This window comes from Serratia sp. EWG9 (genome assembly GCF_019913725.1).
GTDB lineage: Bacteria > Pseudomonadota > Gammaproteobacteria > Enterobacterales > Enterobacteriaceae > Serratia > Serratia ureilytica.
On sequence record NZ_JADNRO010000004.1, the window covers coordinates 411,582 to 428,940 of the forward strand.

Below are 17,359 nucleotides of genomic sequence, written 5' to 3' on the forward strand. Positions count from 1 at the left end.
TCAGCGCCACGGCGTCGGCACAGATTAAGCGACTCATTATGGCCGGCAGTGTCGGCAAGCTCGGAGAACAACAGCCATGGCTGGGGATGACCGCGAGCCCATCGGGCGCAAAGGAAAACAACCAAAAAGCACCGCGTCGCGCAAGCCGCCGCGCCGTCGCCGAGACGACGATTATGACGATTACGAAGAAGACGAGTATGACGATGACGAGTATGAAGAGGAGGAGGAACGCATGCCGCGTAAGGTGAAAGCGACTCCGCCGCGTAAAAAACGCCGCTGGCTCGGCCTGTTTATCAAACTGATCCTGGTGCTCGCCGTCCTGTTGGCGATCTATGGCGTCTACCTGGACTCGCAGATCCGCAGCCGCATCGACGGCAAAGTCTGGCAGCTGCCGGCGGCGGTGTACGGCCGCATGGTCAACCTGGAACCGGGCATGCCGTACAGCAAGAAGGAGATGGTTAACCTGCTGGAAGGCATGCAGTACCGCCAGGTCAGCCGCATGACGCGTCCGGGCGAGTTTACCGTGCAGGCCAACAGCATCGAGATGCTGCGCCGCCCGTTCGATTTCCCGGATGGTAAAGAAGGGCAGATCCGCGCCCGCCTCGATTTCCAGAATAACCGCCTGGCGAAGATCGAAAACCTGGACAGCGGCCGCAGCTTCGGCTTCTTCCGCCTCGACCCGCGTCTGATCACCATGCTGCAGTCGCCGAACGGCGAACAGCGGCTGTTCGTGCCGCGCTCCGGTTTCCCGGATCTGTTGGTGGATACGTTGATCGCCACGGAAGACCGCCACTTCTATGAGCATGACGGCATCAGCCCGTACTCCATCGGCCGCGCGGTGCTGGCCAACCTGACCGCCGGCCGCGCGGTGCAGGGCGGCAGCACCCTGACGCAGCAGTTGGTGAAGAACCTGTTCCTGACCAACGAACGTTCGCTGTGGCGTAAGGCCAACGAAGCCTATATGGCGCTGTTGGTGGATTACCGTTACAGCAAAGACCGCATCCTGGAGCTGTATCTGAACGAGGTATACCTCGGCCAGAGCGGCAGCGACCAGATCCGCGGCTTCCCGCTGGCCAGCCTGTATTACTTCGGCCGCCCGGTGGATGAGCTGAGCCTCGATCAACAGGCGTTGCTGGTCGGCATGGTCAAGGGCGCGTCGCTGTACAACCCGTGGCGTAACCCGAAACTGGCGCTGGAACGCCGCAATTTGGTGCTCAAACTGCTGCAGAACCAGGGCGTGATCGACGGCGAGCTGTATGACATGCTGAGCGCGCGTCCGCTGGGCGTGCAGCCGAAAGGCGGCGTCATTACGCCGCAGCCGGCGTTTATGCAGATGGTGCGTCAGGAACTGCAGACCAAGCTGGGCGATAAGGTGAATGACCTGTCCGGCGTGAAGATCTTCACCACGCTGGATCCGGTGTCGCAAGACGCGGCGGAAAAAGCGGTCGAAGACGGCATCCCGGCGCTGCGCGCTGCGCGTCACCTGCAGGATCTGGAAGCGGCGATGGTGATCGTCGATCGCTTCAGCGGTGAAGTACGCGCCATGGTCGGCGGCGCCAACCCGCAGTTCGCCGGTTTCAACCGCGCCATGCAGGCGCGACGCCTGGTCGGCTCGCTGGCCAAACCGCCAACGTACCTGACCGCGCTGTCCGAGCCGGACAAATACCGCCTCAACACCTGGCTGGCGGATGCGCCGCTGTCGCTGAAACAGCCGAACGGCGCCGTCTGGCAGCCGAACAACTACGATCGCAAATTCCGCGGTCAGGTGATGCTGGTGGATGCGTTGGCCAACTCGCTGAACGTGCCGACGGTGAACCTCGGCCTGTCGGTCGGGCTGGATCAGATCAGCGCCACGCTGCAACGCCTGGGGATCCCGAAAGCGGAGATCAATCCGGTGCCTTCGATGCTGCTGGGGGCGATCGGCCTGACGCCGATGGAAGTGGCGCAGGAATACCAGACCATCGCCAGCGGCGGTAACCGTGCGCCGCTGTCGGCGGTGCGTTCGGTGATCGCCGAAGACGGCACGGTGCTGTACCAGAGCTTCCCGCAGGCGGAGCGCATGGTGCCGGCGCAGGCCGCTTACCTGACGCTGTACGCGATGCAGCAGGGCGTGGCGCGCGGGACCTCCCGCTCGCTGTCGGTGAAGTTCCCGAACTACAACCTGGCGGCGAAAACCGGTACCACCAACGATCTGCGCGACAGCTGGTTCGCCGGCATCGACGGCAAGGAAGTGGCGATCGCCTGGGTCGGGCGCGATAACAACGGCCCGGCCAAGCTGACCGGCGCCAACGGCGCGTTGACCCTGTATCGCCGCTATCTGGAAAATCAGACGCCGCTGCCGCTGATGCTGCAGCCGCCGGAAGGCATTAACCAGATGAGCATCGACTCCGCCGGCAACTTTATCTGCGGCGGCGGCAGCTGGCGCACCATCCCGGTCTGGACCGACAATCCGCAGGGACTGTGTCAGGCCAGCCAGGCGGCGGTGCAGCAACAGCAGCAACCGGCGGCGGGTGAGCAAAAAGATGGCGATGGCGTCGCCGGCTGGATCAAGGATATGTTCGGTCAGTAATCGCTGCCGGGGCGTCGGCCCCGGCGAAAATTTTTGCTTTGTTATTAAGCCCGTAACCTTGGTTGCGGGCTTTTTTATTTTTCCGCTCGTTTTATTTCCCTGTTAACCGCAAGGCTAATCGCCTGATCCTTAACCTATTTGCCCTATGAATTCGGCTTGCAGTTTAATTTGGCTTCTGCATAAAATGCGACGCTTATAATAATTATTATCGTTTACATTCGTCATTTAATAATTCATCAGAGAAATAAATCATGCTGACCAAGCGTCTTTCATCATCCGCGGCCAAGCAGGGCCGTCTCCCCGTCAGCGCGTTAGCGATCACCGTCGCTGCGGCGTTGGGTACGCTGGCGATGCCGGCTTTTTCCGCCGACGCCAAGCCGGCGGCCAAGGAAGACACGATTACCGTTGTGGGCAGCAGCAACACCGCCCAGCAGGAAAGCGCCTGGGGGCCGGTCGGCACCTATGTCGCCAAGCGCAGCGCCACCGGCACCAAAACCGATACGCCGATCGAGAAGAACCCGCAGTCCGTTTCCGTGGTAACGCGTGAAGAGATGGACATGCGCCAGCCGGATACGGTGAAAGGCGCGCTGGCCTATGCGCCGGGCGTATTCGCCAGCCGCGGCAGCTCCACGACCTATGACGCGGTGGCGATCCGCGGCTTCCCGGCCACCAACACCACTCAGTATCTGGATGGCCTGCGGCTGCTGGGCGATAACTACAGCGAAGCGTCCATCGATCCTTATTTCCTCGAGCGCGCCGAGCTGCTGCGCGGCCCGGTCTCGGTGCTGTACGGCAAAAGCAACCCCGGCGGCCTGGTCGCCCTGGTCAGCAAGCGGCCAACCACCGAGCCGCTGCGCGAAATCCAGTTCAAGATGGGCACCGATAACCTGTTCCAAACCGGTTTCGATTTCAGCGACGCGCTGGACGATCAGGGCATCTATTCCTATCGCCTGACCGGCCTGGCGAAAGACAGCGATGCGCAGCAAAACATGAGCAAAGAGAAGCGCTATGCGATCGCGCCGTCCTTTAGCTGGCGCCCGGATGACAAGACCAACTTCACGCTGTTGGCCAACATTCAAAACGATCCCTATACCGGTTATTACGGCTGGCTGCCGAAGCAGGGCACGCTGATCCCGCTGCCGAACGGCGGTAAGCTGCCGACCGATTTCAACGAAGGCGAAGCCAGCAACTATATGGCGCACAAGCAGCGGATGATCGGCTACAGCTTCGAACATGCCTTCAACGATACCTGGGCGGTGCGCCAGAATCTGCGCTATCTGCAGGTGGACACCGACATGAAGAGCATCTACGGATTCGGCTTGTCATCACCGACGACGATCAATCGCCTCTATGTTCAATCGAAGGAACACCTGAACAACTTCTCTGTAGATACTCAGGCACAAGCGAAGGTGAAAACGGGGCAGATCGATCACACCTTATTGTTTGGGGTGGATTACTCACGCATGCGTAACGACATTAATGCTATTTATGGCAGCGCCAGCCCTCTGAGCATGACTCATCCGCAGTATGGCAATGATGCTATTGAGGTGGGTTCTTATTACAACTTCTTGAACCGTCAGGAGCAAACCGGCCTGTATGTGCAGGAGCAAGGGGAGTGGAATCAGTGGCTGTTGACGCTGGGCGGGCGCTATGACTGGGCGAAGACCTCCGCTTACAACCGTGATGCGAGTTCGACGAGCCAGCAGACCGACCGGCAGTTCACCTGGCGCGGCGGCCTGAACTATCTGTTCGACAACGGCGTGACGCCGTATTTCAGCTACAGCGAGTCGTTTGAGCCGAATTTGGGCACGACGCAAGGGGGCAGTACGTTCAAACCTTCGATCGGCAAGCAGTATGAAGCCGGCGTGAAATACGTACCGAAGGATCGCCCAATCGTGCTGACCGGCGCGCTGTATCAGCTGACCAAGAACAACAACCTGACGCCGGATCCGGATAACGCGCAGTTCAGCGTGCAGAGCGGCGAGATCCGTTCGCGCGGCGTGGAGCTGGAAGCCAAGGCGGCGTTGAATGCCAACGTCAACCTGATCGCCTCCTATACCTACACCGATGCGAAGTACACCAAGGACAACACCTATCAGGGCAAACCGACCGTCGAAGTGCCGAAACACATGGCGTCGCTGTGGGCGGATTATACCTTCCACGAAACAGCGGTGAGCGGTTTGACGCTGGGTTCCGGCGTGCGTTACGTTGGCTCCAGCTCGAGCTTCAACAGCGATAACACCACCTTCAAGGTGCCGGACTACACGCTGGTGGACGCCACCATTAAATACGATCTGGCGCGCTTTGGCCTGCCGGGTTCGTCCGTGGGCGTCAACATCAACAACCTGTTCGACAAGACTTACGTATCGAGCTGCTACCGCGACTACGCCTGCTACTGGGGCGCAGAACGCCAGGTGGTCGCCACCGCAACCTTCCGTTTCTAACCGGATAGCCGGGGCGGCGGCGCGTCGCCCCGGAAAAAGCAGGATCTATGCAGGACAAACTTCTTAATCCCGGCGCGACTTTCGCACTGGATAACGCCAGCTTCGCCGTTCCCGGCCGGGTGCTGTTGCAACCGCTGTCGCTCCGTTTTCCTCAGGGCAAAGTCTGCGGCCTGATCGGCCATAACGGTTCCGGTAAATCCACTCTGTTGAAACTGCTCGGGCGGCACCATGCGCCCAGCGGCGGTCAGGTCTTGCTCAATCGGCAGCCGTTGGCGCAGTGGGACAGCAAATCCTTCGCCCGCCAGGTGGCCTACCTGCCGCAGCAGTTGCCGGCGGCGGAAGGCATGACGGTGCGCGAGCTGGTGGCCGTCGGCCGCTATCCGTGGCATGGCGCGCTGGGGCGTTTTGGCGCCAACGATCGCCAACAGGTGGAAGAGGCCATCGCACTGGTGGGGCTGAAGCCGTTCGCCCACCGCCTGGTGGACAGCCTGTCCGGCGGCGAGCGCCAACGCGCCTGGCTGGCGATGATGGTGGCGCAGGACAGCCGCTGCCTGTTGCTCGACGAGCCGACGTCGGCGCTGGACATCGCGCACCAGGTCGAGGTGCTGGCGCTGATCCAGCGCCTGAGCCGCGAACGCGATCTCACGGTGATCGCCGTACTGCACGACATCAATATGGCGGCGCGCTACTGCGACCATTTGGTGGCGCTGCGCGGCGGTGACATGATCGCCCAGGGCGGCCCGCTGGAACTGATGCAGGGGCCGGTGCTGGAGCAAATTTACGGTATTCCTATGGGCACGTTGCCGCACCCGAGCGGCGGCGCGCCGGTGAGTTTTGTCTACTGATGTCCTCTGCATTCACTTCTTCTCACGATCCGCTGCGCCGCCGCCTGTTGATGGCGCTGGCGCTGTCGCCGCTGTTGGGATCGTTGCCCGGGCGAGCGGCGGATGCGCCGCCGGATATCGCGCGCGTTGCGGCGCTGGAATGGCTGCCGATCGAGCTGCTGTTGGCATTGGGCGTGACGCCGCTGGCGGTGGCCGATGTCCATAACTACAACCTGTGGGTGGCGGAGCCGAAGCTGCCGACGACGGTCGTCGACGTCGGCCAGCGCACTGAACCGAATCTCGAACTGCTGCAGCAGCTCCAGCCTTCGCTGGTGTTGCTGTCGCAAGGCTATGGCCCGACGCCGCGCAAAATCAAACCCATCGCGCCAACCATGAGCTTCGGCTTCAACGACGGCAGCGGCAAACCGCTGACCGTCGCCCGCCAGTCGCTGCTGGCGCTGGGGCAACGATTAGGCATAGAAAGCCGGGCGATAAACCACCTGGCGCAGTTCGACAGCTTTATGCAGGATGCGCGCCAGCGCCTGCAAAGCTACACCCGGCAACCGTTGCTGCTGTTTTCCCTGATAGACACCCGCCATGCGTTGATCATCGGTCAAAAAAGCCTGTTCCAGGAAGCGATGGATCAGCTCGGCATCCGCAATGCCTGGCAGGAGCAAACCGACTTTTGGGGCACGGCGGTGGTGGGGATTGAACGGTTGGCCACGGTGCGTAACGCCCGGGTCATTTATCTCGATCACGGTAATCAGGCGATGATGAACAAGGTCAGCGCGACGCCGCTGTGGCAGTCATTGCCTTTTGTGCGGCAAAACCAGCTGCGGCAGGTGCCGGCGGTGTGGTTCTATGGCGCTACGCTGTCGACGATGCGGTTTTGCCGCCTGTTGGCGCAGGCTCAGGAGAGTGCGGCATGAATGCTGGCATCCGGAAATTGCCGCTGACGCTGATCCTGCTGTTGCTGGCGGCGGCCGGCGGTTTGACGATATACAACCTGACGCAGCAGCTGCCACCGGCGCAATGGGCGCGGGCGCTGAGCGCGCCGGACATCGACGACGTGCGGCAAATGCTGTTCCATTACAGCCTGCTGCCGCGGTTGACGGTGTCGCTGTTGGCCGGGGCCGGTCTGGGATTGGTCGGCGTATTGTTCCAGCAGGTGTTGCGCAATCCGTTGGCGGAACCGTCGACGCTCGGCGTGGCCGCCGGCGCGCAGCTCGGCTTGACCATCGCCACGCTGTGGGTGCTGCCGGGGGGCGAGTTCACTCGTCAACTGGCCGCTATGGCGGGGGCGATCGCGGTGGGCGGGCTGGTGTTCGGCGTCGCCTGGGGCAAGCGGATGTCGCCGGTGACGCTGATTCTGGCCGGGCTGGTGCTGGGGTTGTACTGCGGCGCAGTCAACAGCCTGTTGGCGCTGTTTAATTACGATCAGCTGCAGGGCATGTTCCTGTGGGGCACCGGCGCGTTGAACCAACAGGACTGGAGCGCGGTGCAGTTTATCCTGCCGCGTTTGCTGGTGGCCGGTGCGCTGGCGGCGCTATTGCTGCGCCCGCTGACGCTGCTGGGGCTGGACGACGGCGTGGCGCGCAACCTGGGGTTGGGGCTGTCGATGGCGCGCTTCTGCGCCCTGGGGCTGGCCATCATCTTCAGCGCCATGTTGGTGAGCGCGGTGGGCGTTATCGGCTTTATCGGCCTGTTTGCGCCGCTGATGGCGAAGATGCTGGGCGCTCGCCGCCTGGCGCATCGCATGATGTTGGCGCCGTTGCTGGGGGCGTTGCTGCTGTGGCTGACCGATCAGGTGATGATTGGGGTGGCGCAGGTGTGGCGTGAGATCCCGACCGGGGCGGCCACCGCGCTGTTCGGCGCGCCGCTGCTGCTGTGGCTGCTGCCGCGTTTGCGCAGCGCCGCCACGCCGCCGCCGATGAACCTTGGCGACAAGGTGCCTGCCGAGCGCGGGAATCTGCCTGGCTGGGCAGCGCTGGCCGGTGCCGTGCTGTTGATCGGCCTGACCCTGGCGCTGATGCTGGGCAAAAACGCCGGCGGCTGGCACTGGAGCCTGGGCGCGGAGCTGGACGCCTTGCTGCCGTGGCGCTGGCCGCGGGTGCTGTCGGCGTTGGCGGCGGGCATGATGCTGGCGGTCGCCGGCACGCTGATCCAGAAGCTGACCGGCAACCCGATGGCCAGCCCGGAAGTGTTGGGCATCAGCTCCGGCGCCGCTTTTGGCGTCGTGATGATGCTGTTTATGGTGCCGGGCGACGCCTTCGTTTGGCTGTTGCCCGCCGGCAGTCTGGGGGCGGCCGTTACGCTGCTGATCATCATGATTGCCGCTGGCCGCGGCGGTTTCTCGACCGAACGCATGTTGCTCGCCGGCATCGCGCTCAGCACCGCCTTTACCACCGTCATCTTCCTGCTGCTGGCCAGCGGCGATCCGCGTATGGGGGGCTTGCTGACCTGGCTCTCCGGTTCAACCTATTCGGTGGAGCCTGCGCAGGCGCTGCGCACCGCGCTGATCGCCGCCGGATTGATGATATTGGCGCCGCTGTGCCGCCGCTGGCTGACCATTCTGCCGCTCGGCGGGGCCACCGCCCGTTCGGTGGGGATTGCGTTGACGCCTGCGCGATTGACCATCCTGTTGTTGGCCGCCACGCTGACCGCCATGGCGACCCTGACCGTGGGGCCGCTGAGCTTTGTCGGGCTGATGGCGCCGCACATGGCGCGCATGTTGGGCTTCCGCCGCGCGCTGCCGCAAATGGTGATCGCCGCGCTGTTGGGCGGTTTGCTGATGGTATTTGCCGACTGGTGCGGGCGGATGCTGCTGTTTCCGTATCAGATCCCGCGGGTTACTGGCGACCTTTATCGCGCGCCGTACTTCGTTTATCTGTTGCGTAAGCAGACGTCGTAAGCTTCACCCCTCCCCTACTTTGCTTTCTCCGCCATCAAGGGCCCAGCGCTGCTGGGCCTTTTTTCAACGCCTTGCAAGGCGTTGCGTGTCGCTGCGCAAGAAAGACATTTAACGTGAAAAGGAACGCGGGAAGAGAGGGGGAGGTGAATATACTGCGGGCGGGTGCTCTGGATCTTTGTCTCTGGAGCTTGCGTGAAAGGAACAAAGAGAAAAGCCCCGAGTCGATATCCATCAACCCGAGGCCTACTCTAACGCACGACAACGTTAAGTTAGCCTCTTACCCGCCGCGAGGCAAGGAGAAGAAGGCATGATGCCGAACAAACGGAGCCTGTTAAAATTGGTGGTTATTTGTGCCACGGTAATATCACTGGCATGGATAACCCGCAGCACGCTGTGCGAGCTGCGTATCCGATCGGGCACTACGGAGGTTGCGGCCATTTTGGCTTACGAATCCGAACGGTAAGGCAACCCGGCGGCGGGGGCTTTGCCTCCGCTGGCCGGCAGTCGATGCGTTGATCCATGAGCACCCATCCGTTCAAAAAAAACGGCGAGCCTTGGCTCGCCGTTTTTCATGTTGATGTCGGGGCTTATTTCAGGCCGGCGGCATCGCGCAGCTGCGCAGCTTTGTCGGTCGCTTCCCATGGGAAGTGTTCGCGGCCGAAGTGGCCGTAGGCGGCGGTTTCGCGGTAGATCGGCTGCAGCAGATCCATCATCTGGATCAGGCCGTATGGGCGCAGATCGAAGAATTCGCGCACCAGCAGCGTCAGTTGTTCGGTTGGCACTTTCTCGGTACCGAAGGTTTCCACCATGATGGAGGTCGGTTCCGCTACGCCGATAGCGTAAGACACCTGGATCTCGCAGCGATCGGCCAGGCCGGCGGCGACGATGTTTTTCGCCACGTAGCGCGCCGCGTATGCCGCGGAACGGTCAACCTTGGACGGGTCCTTACCGGAGAAGGCGCCGCCGCCGTGGCGAGCCATGCCGCCGTAAGTGTCGACGATGATCTTACGGCCGGTCAGGCCGCAGTCGCCCATCGGGCCGCCGATAACGAAACGGCCGGTCGGGTTGATGTGGTATTTGGTGCCCGCCGTCAGCCATTCCGCCGGCAGTATCGGCTTGATGATCTCTTCCATCACCGCTTCTTGCAGATCTTTCAGCGAGATGTCTTCTGAATGCTGGGTGGACAGAACGACGGCGTCGATGCCGACGATTTTGCCGTCGTCGTATTGGAAGGTCACCTGGCTCTTCGCGTCCGGGCGCAGCCACGGCAGGGTGCCGTTCTTACGCACTTCGGATTGGCGCTGCACCAGACGGTGCGCGTAGGTGACAGGCGCAGGCATCAGCACGTCGGTTTCATTGGTGGCGTAGCCAAACATCAAGCCCTGATCGCCGGCGCCCTGCTCGAGAGGATCGGTACGGTCAACGCCCTGATTGATATCCGGGGATTGCTTGCCGATGGCGCTCAACACTGCGCAGGAGTTGGCGTCAAAGCCCATGTCCGAATGAACGTAGCCGATCTCGCGCACGGTCTTGCGGGTGATCTCTTCGATATCGACCCAGGCGCTGGTGGTGATTTCACCGCCGACCAGCACCATACCGGTTTTCACGTAAGTTTCGCAGGCGACGCGCGCTTTCGGATCTTGTTCCAGGATGGCGTCGAGGACGGCATCGGAGATCTGGTCGGCGATTTTATCTGGATGTCCTTCGGAGACGGATTCGGACGTGAAGAGGTGTTTAGCCATTGTGTTCTTTACCTTGCATAAGACGGGTTAGAAATTACTGCACAGCGCTGGAGATCCGGCATCGAAGCGAAGGGTCTTCCGCTGATGGCGCGAGATGCATCCTGCAACGCCCCTCAGGCAAAGCCGTTAAGCAGTTTATCAGTTAACCAGTATAGATGGATTAACATCTGGACGTCTATTTTAGGTCAGGGTTTAGCCAGATTGCCAGTAATTTTTTGCGCTTTCGCTCTTTTGCGCAAACGGGTTGGCGCCATTTTCATCGCTTGAAACAGTTTTCGGCGAATTTTCATTTTGCTTTTTCACCTGCTTACCGGTATAAACTGCGCGCGCGGTTCATTTGCTGCACAGTACGGCGGTCTGGCGTGGGGGAAGGTACGATAAACTTCCGCTTTGCATTCGCCGGCATTGCGCTATTATCCGTCGCGGGCGTTCGCCGTGGCGCCGCCGCTTCATCGAACGGTCACGTTCTTACACTATTTTAGAGGCTGGGTCGTTCACTCCGAACGGCGCGCGTGGAGGTGGTTGGATTAATGATCCGTTGTCTACCGGTTGTTGGTTCTCAACAGCAGTGCCGTTCTGGCGCACATTCTTCTGCTATTTCCCGTCTTGTCTCTCTGTCACTTACCAGGTGCGATAAACACTTGGCCGCTACTCAGGATTCTCGGGCCGGCTAACGGTCGTCTGAAGAACTGAACAAGGGTAGCCTGCAGCCTTCCTGTGGGATGTTTCTTGGCCCGATTCACGAGGTTTGAACAGGGTGTCTTACAATTATATGAGTGATAAACCGATCGCTGACCGCGAACGGCAGTTCTCTTCGCTGCCGCCGGCGCGGCTTGTTGGGTTGTTCTCGCGGGTTGTAGCTGCGATAGTGGCTGACGGTTTCGTCAGTACGGAATGTGAGGCGAACCATGTCTGATGATCTGTTGATTCACCGTCCGCCGGTTGCGGGCGAGTCTTTATCTTTGCGCTCCATGCAGGAGGTTGCCATGAATGATCGTAATGCCAGCAAGATGCTGCGTACTTATAACGTCGCCTACTGGGGCAACAATTACTATGACGTCAACGAGCTGGGCCATATCAGCGTGTGCCCGGATCCGGATGTCCCGCAGGCGCGCGTCGATCTGGCAGAACTGGTGAAAACGCGCCAGAAAGACGGCCAACGTCTGCCGGCACTGTTCTGCTTCCCGCAGATCCTTCAGCATCGCCTGCGCTCTATCAACGCCGCGTTCAAACGCGCGCGTGAGTCCTTCGGTTACCAGGGCGGCTATTTCCTGGTGTATCCGATCAAGGTGAACCAACATCGCCGCGTGATTGAATCGCTGGTGAACTCCGGCGAACCGCTGGGGCTGGAAGCCGGCTCCAAGGCCGAACTGATGGCGGTGCTGGCGCATGCCGGCATGACCCGCTCGGTGATCGTCTGTAATGGTTATAAAGATCGTGAATATATTCGTCTGGCGCTGATCGGGGAAAAGCTGGGGCACAAGGTGTACCTGGTGATCGAGAAGATGTCCGAGATCAATCTGGTGCTGGAAGAAGCCGAGCGGCTGAACGTCATACCGCGCCTGGGCGTGCGTGCGCGTCTGGCGTCGCAAGGCTCCGGCAAATGGCAGTCGAGCGGCGGCGAAAAATCCAAGTTCGGTCTGGCGGCGGTGCAGGTGCTGAAGCTGGTGGAAACCCTGCGTGAAGCGGGCCGCCTCGACAGCCTGCAGCTGCTGCACTTCCATTTGGGCTCGCAGCTGGCCAATATTCGCGACATCGCCACCGGCGTGCGCGAATCGGCGCGCTTCTACGTAGAGCTGCACAAGCTGGGCGTCAACATTCAGTGCTTCGACGTGGGCGGCGGCTTGGGCGTCGACTACGAAGGCACTCGTTCGCAGTCCGATTGCTCGGTCAACTACGGCCTGAACGAATACGCCAACAACGTGATTTGGGGCATCGGCGACGCCTGTAACGAACACGGCCTGCCGCACCCGACGGTGATCACCGAGTCCGGTCGCGCCGTGACCGCGCACCACACGGTGCTGGTCTCCAACGTGATCGGCGTAGAGCGCAACGAGTTCAGCGAACCGCAGCCGCCGGAAGCCGACGCGCCGCGCGCGCTGGAAAGCATGTGGGAAACCTGGCTGGAAATGAACGAGCCGGAAAACCGCCGCTCGCTGCGCGAATGGCTGCACGACAGCCAGATGGATCTGCACGACGTGCATACCCAATACGCGCACGGCATGCTGGACCTGACTAAGCGCGCCTGGGCCGAGCAGCTGTATCTGAACATCTGCAACAAGATCCAGCAGCAGCTCGATCCGAGCAACCGCGCACACCGTCCTATCATCGACGAACTGCAAGAGCGCATGGCGGACAAGTTCTACGTCAACTTCTCGCTGTTCCAGTCGATGCCGGATGCCTGGGGAATCGATCAGCTGTTCCCGGTGCTGCCGCTGGAAGGGTTGGATAAGCCGCCGGAAGGCCGTGCGGTGCTGCTCGACATCACCTGCGATTCCGACGGCACCATCGACCATTACGTCGACGGCGACGGCGTGGCGACCACCATGCCGATGCCGCCATACGATCCGGAGAACCCGCCGGCGTTGGGCTTCTTCATGGTCGGCGCGTACCAGGAGATCCTCGGCAACATGCACAACCTGTTCGGCGACACCGCCTCGGTTGACGTGTACGTGTTCCCGGACGGCAGCGTCGAGACCGAGCTGTCCGACGAGGGCGATACCGTGGCGGACATGCTGGAGTACGTGCAGCTCGATCCGAGCGCGCTGCTGTCCAAGTTCCGCGATCAAGTCAAAGAAACCGATCTGGACAGCGAGCTGCAGGCGCAGTTCCTGGAAGAGTTTGAAGCTGGCTTGTACGGCTACACGTATCTGGAAGACGAGTAACCGCCTTCTTCAGGGGGGCTATATCGGCCCCCTTGAAGCATGAACAAAATGCGGCCATAATCTGCCGTATCGGTAGCACCGAAACACACATCGAATAAATCCCTTTCTCGTCGGGCTAACGACGCGGGAGGGATTTTTTTTGTCACGGCCCGGCGTCTGCGCCCGGCAACTTGTTGAACTACGAGGGTTTACTATGAGCACCTTAGGCCATCAGTCCGATAATTCATTAGTGTCCAACGCCTTTGGTTTCCTGCGCTTTCCGCTGAACTTCATGCCTTACGACAGCGATGCAGAGTGGGTCATCACCGGCATTCCGTTTGACATGGCGACCTCCGGTCGCGCCGGCGGCCGTCATGGCCCGGCGGCCATCCGCCAGGTGTCCACCAACCTGGCTTGGGAAGGCAACCGTTGGCCGTGGAGCTTCGATCTGCGCGATCGCCTGAACGTGGTTGACTGCGGCGACATCGTGTTCAACTTCGGCGATGCGCAGGACATGAGCGACAAGCTGCAGGCGCACGCGGAGAAACTGCTGAAGGCCGGTAAGCGCATGCTCTCGTTCGGCGGCGACCACTTCGTCACCCTGCCGCTGCTGCGCGCGCACGCCAAGCATTTCGGCAAGCTGGCGCTGGTGCACTTTGACGCCCATACCGATACCTACGCCAACGGCAGCAAGTTCGACCACGGCACCATGTTCTATCATGCGCCGAACGAAGGCCTGATCGACCCGCATCACTCGGTGCAGATCGGCATTCGCACCGAGTTCGATCACGACAATGGCTTTACCGTACTGGACGCCGCGCAGGTGAACGATCGCAGCGTGGACGACCTGCTGACCCAGATCAAAGGCATCGTCGGCGATATGCCGGTGTACCTGACCTTCGACATCGACTGCCTGGATCCGGCGTTCGCACCGGGCACCGGCACGCCGGTGATCGGCGGCCTGACTTCCGATCGCGCGCTGAAACTGGTGCGCGGCATGCAGTCGCTGAACATCGTCGGCATGGACGTAGTGGAAGTGGCGCCGGCCTATGACCAGTCCGAGATCACCGCGCTGGCCGCGGCGACGTTGGGTCTGGAGATGCTGTACCTGCAGGCGGCCAAGAAACACGCCTGACGCCAGGCCACGCCTCGCTGAAAAAGCGGCTCCCATCGTATGGGGGCCGCTTTTTTTATTTCATTTGTCGCCATCCGTGCGGCGATTTTCAGTCTGTTGCAACGCCTTTGCGCAATTTTGCGCAGAAATGAAACGGAGTCAGTAAAAAGGAACCGGGATAACGGGGAGGATGAATATACTACGGGCGGGTGCTCTGGATCTTTGTATCTAGAGCCTGCGTGAAAGGTACAAAGAGAAAAGCCCCGAGTCGATATTCATCAACCCGAGGCCAACTCTAACGCCAGACAACGTTAAGTTAGCCTCTTACCCGCCGCGAGGCAAGGAGAAGAAGGCATGATGCCGAACAAACGGAGCCTGTTAAGATTGGTGGTTATTTGTGCCACGGTAATATCACTGGCATGGATAACCCGCAGCACGCTGTGTGAGCTGCGTATCCGATCGGGCACTACGGAGGTTGCGGCCATTTTGGCTTACGAATCCGAACGGTAAGGCAACCCGGCGACGGGGGATGTCCCCCGTCTGCTGGTTGTTGGCGTCCAGATCCATGAGCACCCTCTCAAGGCCATTGGCTTTCTCTGCCGCAACGGTGCGGGAACAGGCTATGCCCGCTTCACCTGGCGCGCCAGCAACATGCGGCCAAACAGTGCGCCGCCCGCCAGCAGCGTCAGCAGCTGCGAGGCGATCAGCACCGCAAAGCCCGAGGACACCTTGCCCTGGCTGGCCATCACCATGCCCATCGCCATCGGCACAAACGCCGAGAACAGATTGCCGATGCCGTTGATCAGCCCATAGGCGCTGCCGACCGCCTCCGGCCGCGCATAATGCTGGAGCAGCGTGGGGATCGCCGCGCCCTGCGCGCCCCAACAGGCGTTGGCCGCCAGCAGGAAGAACGCGATCCAGCCAAGCTGATGGCTGTTCATTACGCCATAGATGCACAGCGCGGTCGCCGCACCGCCAAAGACGAAGATCAGCGGCGCCTGATAGGGGCGGATACGATCGAGCAGCACGCCGCCGAGGTATTTTGAGGCGATGCTGACGATGAAAGGCAGTGCGGCCATCCACCCCATCTGCTTGATGGAGAATCCTTTTTCATCGGTCAGGTAGGCCGGCAGCCAGGCGCTGGACCCCCACAGATAGCTGAGCGTGGCGATCTCGATCAGCAGGATCCAACCGAGCATCGGCGTGCGCCAGGCCAGCGTGAAGGTGTGCCAGACGCGGCTCAACACCGGCTGAGGATCGGCGGGGCGTGAAGATGAGGGTAAGGCGAGCGGATGAACGAACAGCCGCACCAGCGCCAGGCCCAACAGCAGGTTGAGCAGCGCCAGCAGGTGAAACGACATCGCCCACCCGAAGTGCGCCATCAGAAAACTCACCAGCGGAAAGCCGATCACCAGCCCCAACGAGACGCCCAGCGCGCTGACCGCGTTGGGTTTGCCGCGTTCGTCGGCGGCGAAATGACCGCTGATGTACATGGTCTTGAGCGAGAACAGCGGTCCTTCGCTGACGCCAAGCAGCGCGCGCACCGCGCACAGCAACAGCAGCGATCCCGCCAGCGGCGACGCGGCGGTGAGCAGCGCCCACAGCACGACGCTCAGCGTCAGCGCGCGGCGGTAACCCATCAGCGTTTCCAGAAACGGCGTCAGCAACATGGCGGACAGGCCGTAACCGAGTAAAAACACCGTCATCAGCGTGCCCTGATGGGCGCGGTCACCGCCGAGTTGAAAGTGTTGCAGGAAGTCGGGATTGACCAACATCACGGCGATATTAACCCGATCCGCATAGGCGATAACGATCAGAAACAGCAGGGCGATCACCCCAAACCAGCGTTGACGTTGTTGCACGGCGCGTTCCTCAGTGCGAGCGGTTGACGAATTCAGGCAGCAGTAAACTCACCTGCGGATGCCATTACGCGCAAACGCTGGGATGAGGCCGATTTATGTAAATTTATTGTTATAAAATTGGATGTAAAAGACAGCGAGAGAACTCTTTTACGCGCAATGCGCCGCCAGGATCAACGCAATTTTTGCCATAAATTAGCTGAAGAGCGCACAACTGACATAGGTTTTTCATATCGGTGCATTATTTCGTGATCCTTCCCGCATTTGTCATTTTTAAACAACCTTTCATTAACATTTGCCGCGCCGCTCGCTTGACGAAAGTTTCGCCAGACTTATAGTGACTGTATTAAATAAGAAACTGAGTTTCATATATGAAACAATCAGATAGAGGATAAAAGCAATGAGCTGGAAGAATGTGTGCGAAGTGTCTCAGGTGAAAGAAGATTTTCCTTTCTCCGGCAAAGTGGAAGGCAAAGAGATCGGGGTTTACCTGCTCGACGGTAACTACTATGCGCTGGAAGACGTCTGTCCGCATGCTTACGCCTTGCTCAGCCAGGGGTTTGTTGACGACGGCAAGGTTGAGTGCCCACTGCACGAAGCGCTGTTTGACGTGCGTACCGGCCAGTGCCTGCGCGAGCCGGGCGGCCGCGATCTGCAAACCTATCCCACCCGGGTGGTCGACAACCAAATCCAGATCACCTTTATCGCGGAGGAGTAATCATGCAGCACATCACCGATTTCAATCCCTGGCTGCCGGACACCCAACAGGTGACGCCGGCCCGCGAAGGCGGCAACGGTCAAATCCATCAGCCGGGCCAGTTCCGCAACGTTGTGTGGCAAAACCGCGCCCGGGTGCCGGACGGTTTCGAAACCGCGTTGGTGGCGGCGCTGGAAACGATTTTCGATCAGGGCGCGGAAGAGCTGGAACAGATCGTCAGCGCGTTGAATCAGCGCCGCCTGTTCGATCGCAGCGGCCAGCCGTGGAATGAAGCGACGTTCCGCGAATTCCTTCACGTTAACGGTTTCTGATCG

General features: G+C 60.6%; 13 protein-coding genes. 11 read left to right on the top strand and 2 right to left on the bottom strand.

What is annotated here, in order from left to right; genetic code table 11:
* Positions 1 to 76: 76 nt before the first annotated feature.
* The 6 genes from mrcB to ITX55_RS12620 all read left to right on the top strand — a co-directional run bounded on the left by mrcB (position 77) and on the right by ITX55_RS12620 (position 9,211).
* Positions 77 to 2,569, top strand: a complete 2,493-nt coding sequence (mrcB, locus tag ITX55_RS12595; RefSeq protein WP_033644705.1) for a bifunctional glycosyl transferase/transpeptidase — start codon at positions 77 to 79, stop codon at positions 2,567 to 2,569.
* 251 nt (positions 2,570 to 2,820) lie between these two features.
* Positions 2,821 to 5,013 (top strand): ferrichrome porin FhuA, encoded by a 2,193-nt coding sequence (gene fhuA / locus ITX55_RS12600; protein WP_033651340.1) that lies wholly within the window; start codon positions 2,821 to 2,823, stop codon positions 5,011 to 5,013.
* 47 nt (positions 5,014 to 5,060) lie between these two features.
* Positions 5,061 to 5,858, top strand: a complete 798-nt coding sequence (fhuC, locus tag ITX55_RS12605) for a Fe3+-hydroxamate ABC transporter ATP-binding protein FhuC (protein ID WP_033651341.1) — start codon at positions 5,061 to 5,063, stop codon at positions 5,856 to 5,858.
* Positions 5,858 to 6,766, top strand: coding sequence for a Fe(3+)-hydroxamate ABC transporter substrate-binding protein FhuD (fhuD, locus tag ITX55_RS12610; RefSeq protein ID WP_164106403.1), 909 nt, complete (start codon positions 5,858 to 5,860; stop codon positions 6,764 to 6,766). Before fhuC ends, fhuD begins: the two co-directional genes overlap by 1 nt.
* Positions 6,763 to 8,748: a Fe(3+)-hydroxamate ABC transporter permease FhuB gene (gene fhuB / locus ITX55_RS12615; protein ID WP_223085101.1), complete on the top strand. Its 1,986-nt coding sequence runs from the start codon at positions 6,763 to 6,765 to the stop codon at positions 8,746 to 8,748. Before fhuD ends, fhuB begins: the two co-directional genes overlap by 4 nt.
* A 310-nt stretch (positions 8,749 to 9,058) precedes the next feature.
* Positions 9,059 to 9,211: a Hok/Gef family protein gene (locus ITX55_RS12620; RefSeq protein WP_004937610.1), complete on the top strand. Its 153-nt coding sequence runs from the start codon at positions 9,059 to 9,061 to the stop codon at positions 9,209 to 9,211.
* A 124-nt stretch (positions 9,212 to 9,335) separates the two neighbouring features.
* On the opposite strand, the gene metK is transcribed toward ITX55_RS12620, so the two are convergent.
* Positions 9,336 to 10,490: a methionine adenosyltransferase gene (metK, locus tag ITX55_RS12625; protein WP_223085103.1), complete on the bottom strand. Its 1,155-nt coding sequence runs from the start codon at positions 10,488 to 10,490 to the stop codon at positions 9,336 to 9,338.
* Positions 10,491 to 11,398: 908 nt separating this feature from the next.
* Between metK and speA the strand changes: the two genes are divergently transcribed.
* The 3 genes from speA to ITX55_RS12645 all read left to right on the top strand — a co-directional run bounded on the left by speA (position 11,399) and on the right by ITX55_RS12645 (position 14,978).
* Positions 11,399 to 13,375, top strand: a complete 1,977-nt coding sequence (gene speA / locus ITX55_RS12635; RefSeq protein ID WP_028127388.1) for a biosynthetic arginine decarboxylase — start codon at positions 11,399 to 11,401, stop codon at positions 13,373 to 13,375.
* Between the two features lie 193 nt (positions 13,376 to 13,568).
* Complete coding sequence (gene speB / locus ITX55_RS12640; RefSeq protein ID WP_004937606.1) at positions 13,569 to 14,489, top strand: agmatinase; 921 nt, start codon at positions 13,569 to 13,571, stop codon at positions 14,487 to 14,489.
* 336 nt (positions 14,490 to 14,825) lie between these two features.
* A complete protein-coding gene (locus ITX55_RS12645) occupies positions 14,826 to 14,978 on the top strand; it encodes a Hok/Gef family protein (protein WP_182073848.1) in 153 nt (50 codons plus the stop codon).
* Between the two features lie 110 nt (positions 14,979 to 15,088).
* Here the strand turns inward: ITX55_RS12645 and ITX55_RS12650 are convergent, their stop codons facing one another.
* Positions 15,089 to 16,330: an MFS transporter gene (locus tag ITX55_RS12650; protein WP_108681957.1), complete on the bottom strand. Its 1,242-nt coding sequence runs from the start codon at positions 16,328 to 16,330 to the stop codon at positions 15,089 to 15,091.
* A gap of 397 nt (positions 16,331 to 16,727) precedes the next feature.
* Between ITX55_RS12650 and ITX55_RS12655 the strand changes: the two genes are divergently transcribed.
* Positions 16,728 to 17,045, top strand: coding sequence for a non-heme iron oxygenase ferredoxin subunit (locus ITX55_RS12655; RefSeq protein WP_004937614.1), 318 nt, complete (start codon positions 16,728 to 16,730; stop codon positions 17,043 to 17,045).
* Between the two features lie 2 nt (positions 17,046 to 17,047).
* Positions 17,048 to 17,356, top strand: coding sequence for a recombinase-like helix-turn-helix domain-containing protein (locus ITX55_RS12660; protein WP_019456046.1), 309 nt, complete (start codon positions 17,048 to 17,050; stop codon positions 17,354 to 17,356).
* Positions 17,357 to 17,359: the final 3 nt, after the last annotated feature.

Coding starts and splice junctions, on each gene's coding strand:
- mrcB (WP_033644705.1), top strand. CDS start 77: ATGGCTGGGGATGACCGCGAGCCCATCGGGCGCAAAGGAAAACAACCA.
- fhuA (WP_033651340.1), top strand. CDS start 2,821: ATGCTGACCAAGCGTCTTTCATCATCCGCGGCCAAGCAGGGCCGTCTC.
- fhuC (WP_033651341.1), top strand. CDS start 5,061: ATGCAGGACAAACTTCTTAATCCCGGCGCGACTTTCGCACTGGATAAC.
- fhuD (WP_164106403.1), top strand. CDS start 5,858: ATGTCCTCTGCATTCACTTCTTCTCACGATCCGCTGCGCCGCCGCCTG.
- fhuB (WP_223085101.1), top strand. CDS start 6,763: ATGAATGCTGGCATCCGGAAATTGCCGCTGACGCTGATCCTGCTGTTG.
- ITX55_RS12620 (WP_004937610.1), top strand. CDS start 9,059: ATGCCGAACAAACGGAGCCTGTTAAAATTGGTGGTTATTTGTGCCACG.
- metK (WP_223085103.1), bottom strand. CDS start 10,490: ATGGCTAAACACCTCTTCACGTCCGAATCCGTCTCCGAAGGACATCCA.
- speA (WP_028127388.1), top strand. CDS start 11,399: ATGTCTGATGATCTGTTGATTCACCGTCCGCCGGTTGCGGGCGAGTCT.
- speB (WP_004937606.1), top strand. CDS start 13,569: ATGAGCACCTTAGGCCATCAGTCCGATAATTCATTAGTGTCCAACGCC.
- ITX55_RS12645 (WP_182073848.1), top strand. CDS start 14,826: ATGCCGAACAAACGGAGCCTGTTAAGATTGGTGGTTATTTGTGCCACG.
- ITX55_RS12655 (WP_004937614.1), top strand. CDS start 16,728: ATGAGCTGGAAGAATGTGTGCGAAGTGTCTCAGGTGAAAGAAGATTTT.
- ITX55_RS12660 (WP_019456046.1), top strand. CDS start 17,048: ATGCAGCACATCACCGATTTCAATCCCTGGCTGCCGGACACCCAACAG.